The sequence below is a fragment of the Oleiphilus sp. HI0123 genome, assembly GCF_001635315.1.
Genome location: NZ_LWGE01001611.1, coordinates 1 through 3,630 on the forward strand (window position 1 = coordinate 1; position 3,630 = coordinate 3,630).

General features: G+C 44.8%; 4 protein-coding genes. All 4 read right to left on the reverse strand.

Annotated elements, in window-relative coordinates:
- On the reverse strand, nucleotides 1-650 hold a 650-nt coding region (locus tag A3761_RS21630; RefSeq protein ID WP_068750853.1), incomplete at its 3' end, for an ExeA family protein.
- A gap of 49 nt (nucleotides 651-699) precedes the next feature.
- Nucleotides 700-2,361, reverse strand: coding sequence for a pilus (MSHA type) biogenesis protein MshL (gene mshL, locus A3761_RS21635; RefSeq protein WP_082870332.1), 1,662 nt, complete (start codon nucleotides 2,359-2,361; stop codon nucleotides 700-702).
- Nucleotides 2,362-2,520: 159 nt separating this feature from the next.
- Entirely contained in the window at nucleotides 2,521-2,895 is a 375-nt protein-coding gene (locus A3761_RS21640; protein WP_068511623.1) for a general secretion pathway protein GspB, read from the reverse strand.
- The gene (locus tag A3761_RS21645; RefSeq protein WP_068511626.1) at nucleotides 2,888-3,583 is read right to left on the reverse strand and encodes a hypothetical protein; all 696 of its coding nucleotides are present in this window, start codon (nucleotides 3,581-3,583) and stop codon (nucleotides 2,888-2,890) included. The genes A3761_RS21640 and A3761_RS21645 overlap by 8 nt, the downstream gene beginning before the upstream one ends.
- Nucleotides 3,584-3,630 lie beyond the last annotated feature (47 nt).

Sequence of the window (3,630 nt, forward strand, 5' to 3'; positions counted from 1 at the left end):
ACACCCTCCCTATCGAGCGGGCGAATTTCATGCTGAAACGTTATTCTTTGCTGCAGCTGTCGAAGACTTTTGCTATTCAACGTTTCATCCAATTCTGGCTGACCAAAGAGTACAACCTGCATCAGTTTTGCCGATTCCGTTTCCAGGTTGGTGAGCAAGCGCAAGGCTTCTATAGTGTCTTCCGGCATCGATTGCGCTTCATCAATCACCAGAACGACTTGTTTATCGAGTGCAGCCAAGGCCAATAAAGCTTTTTGGATATTTCCCAAAGCCAGTACATGCTGATCTGTTGCAACCGAGCCAAGCTGTTTAGGCTCTTCAATTATTATTTCACTATTTGCCGGACTAGCGCTTTCCAAAGCAGCTTCGAGCTCATCAGAGATCAGGCAATAGAGTGTTGCCGGTGAAAAATGGGGGTTAGGCAAGTAGACAGTAACGAAAGGGTCTTCGAGAGAGTTTAAAAGTTTCCTACACAGTAAAGTCTTACCGGTACCGACTTCTCCGGACACTTTGATAAAGCCTTCTTTGTTATTCAAGGCCCATAACAGCATTTCCAAACCGTGTTGATGCGTCTCCGACTTGAGAAAGAAGTGAGTGTTTGGGGTCAATGTGAATGGCGCTTCATTTAAGCCAAAAAAGGACTCGTACATATCAAGTTGCTCTATTTTAGACGACAAGTCTTATACTTAAGTCCAAACCTCAATAAAAACTGGTTTGGACAGGTGCAGCCATTACATCTCTAAACTCGCCAAAACGGTCTCGGCTTGCTTTGATATCCTGACGAATGACTCGACGGTTCGTCACCGTTGGGCGAAGCAAGATAACCAACTCGGTTTTCTCAGACTGTTCGCCTTTTTGCTTGAATAACTCTCCAACCAAAGGAAGCTCAGACAGGAAAGGCACGCTGGAATTATTATCCGAACTTCGATTTTGAATCAGGCCACCGATCACAACAATCTGACCATTTTCTGCCGTAATAATACTGTCAGATTCTCGAATACTCGAAAATGCCAAAGGCAAATCCAAGTCCTGACCACCGACTGAAATAATTTTCTGCTGATCTTCCACCTTACTAATTGTTGGGTGGACATGAAGAATAATCTTGCCATCTTCACTAATCTGAGGCGTCACATCCAAGGCAATTCCCGAGAAGAAAGGTGTCAAATCAATGTCTGTAGACGTAGAGTTCGAATCACTATTAGATTCAAAATCGATATCTGTTACAAAGTACTCATCACTTCCTACTTTTATCACAGCTTTCTGGTTATTTACCGTTGCGATGCGAGGGCTGGACAATACCTGAACATTTCCTTGAGTGCCTAGCAGGTTGATCGTGGTATCAAAGTTACCTAGCTTTATTGTCGAGGCGAAAACACCTCCTACATCTCCAGACGTCACCTGACGTGCGAGCTGGGTAAAATTCACACCATTTTTCGGGTTGCCCGATGAGTCCAAACTATCACTTGCACGTGAGAAGCTCCAGTCGACACCTTGCTGATATCCTTCATTCAAGCTCACTTCTAATATCTTCGCTTCAAGAATAACCTGGCGTTGAAGTATCAACTCTGAGCTTTCCAAGTAACGCTCCACCGAAGCAAGCGTGTCGCTATCAGCACGTACGACGGCCATACCTGTGCTTGGAGTAATCACAACAGAGTTGCCTTCTTTACTACCAATAATCAGCTGTAATGTACTTTCCAGACGCTGCCAGAAATCGTTCTGGTTAGTGGTCGCAATACGAGTTCCGAAACCGCTGCTTTGCGTACTAGCACTGCCAGAATCTGAGTCGGAGTCACTTGAGGAAGAGCTTCCTCCACTTGAGTTTTGAGTAATTTGTCCAGAGCTAACGCGCGTCTCACTATCGCCGTTTCGGTTTACATTCAGATAGTTTATTTGAAAGATCTGGGTACGAAGCCCGGCAGGGAAGACCTTTATAAGTCGGCCTGACTCCTCATATTCATAACCATAGATATCTTTGGCAATGCTCATCACTTCAGATACCGTTACATCCCTGAGTTGCAAGCTAATACTGCCACTAACATCAGGATGAACAACCATATTTTTATTTGTACCGTCTACAAGGCCGGCAAAGAAATCCCGTGCCGGAACATTGTTCACGCCAATATCAAAGCGCGGCTCAATTTTTCCTATTGCACTATTGTAATTACCAATTTGTGGCGTTAGTGCGTCAACAACAGCAAGCGGCACTTCTTCATTCGCATGGGGAGATAAAGGCTCATTCTGCTCATCAAGCGCCTCATCCAAGGTATCGTTTATCTGATCAACCGCCGACGTGGTGTTCGCGGTTGGTGTCTGGAGCAGCGCATTTTTATTCGCACAGGCAGATAGAATTAAGCACATACAAAATGCCAGTAAACTGTGGGCACCTTGTTTTGTTACTTGATACGAGCCTTTTGACCTTACCATGTTGTTCTCACTTCTGTACTTTTGAGCCTGCCACAATCATGTAGCTATAGGCTTTATATCGCAGACCAAACCTTAGCTTAGGCCCGCTTAAAGTTATTTTCGAATTTGTTTGATTTTATTGAGGTGCAAAACGACTTCTCTTCCGTCATACACCAACGAGACAGACTCCGACGAAATTCTTCTTACTTTCGCACCGGAAACAAAGTCTCCTTCATACACTTTTTTGCCATTGATCATTGCTCGGCGGTTATCCCCTGCGCTCATTATATAGTTGAGAGAGAAGTTCGGCATACGGCGCTTGGTTTTCGCGGCAGCCTTTCTCTTTTCCCCATACGGCGCTGTTGGGTCAGACAAGACCTCACCGCCAGGCAAACTATAAGTTTGTTTGGCGGACAGCGACAATGAAGCGCTTAAGCATAAGCCAAACACTAATACTAAAGAGCTCTTGTAAATTGTAGTTTTAAACACCGATCCAGTCCTCTTCCAGGCTCAGAGTACTGAGCTGAACTTTTATCGTCGCATTAGGGTACCGATCAACTTTATAACTCAGCATTCTCCAGTAAAAGCCGCTCAAGCTTTCTAATTGCTGTAAATATTCAACCGTCTGGAAATAAGTTCCTCGCAATTCCATTTCAAAGCCATGCGTAAATATAACCGCCTGAGGCTCTGCAGAAATGGCGCTATCATTAGTCTTATCTGATTCGTCTGTGGTACTCCCCAAACTCACGTTCAAGGGCTCTACCGGTAGATTTTTGGCACTTAGCAAGCTCAAGCCTTTGTAGTCAGATAAGACCTTTTTCATAAGGTTTGCCATATCTTCAGGCGCAACCAGGTTACTCATACGCTGCCCTATCTTTAAACGTAAGCCCTGCAGGCGCTCTTTTAATTGTTCTTGCTCTTGCCTTAGTGCTGCATTCGGGTCGTGAGCCAAAGCTGAAGTCAGCTCACTGAGCCGATTACTTTGCTCAACAGTTTCTTGTGTCAACGATGCTTTGTTGGCTAAGTTAGCTTTGTGCTTTTTTTCATAATCAGCGAAGCCTGTCTGCAGCCAAATAAAAGCAATGATCACCACAGCAGTACCCGCCATAATTGCCCGTTCTCTAAGGCTTAGGTCGGCTGTTTTATCACGTAGTTCGTACCATTTCTCAAGGTTCATTTCTGGCCTCCTTCTTGTTCTACAGAAGAACCAGCCGAGTCTTTAGC

Excerpts from the sequence above, each read along its gene's own strand:
- mshL (WP_082870332.1), bottom strand. The coding sequence starts at position 2,361 with ATGTGCTTAATTCTATCTGCCTGTGCGAATAAAAATGCGCTGCTCCAG.
- A3761_RS21645 (WP_068511626.1), bottom strand. The coding sequence starts at position 3,583 with ATGAACCTTGAGAAATGGTACGAACTACGTGATAAAACAGCCGACCTA.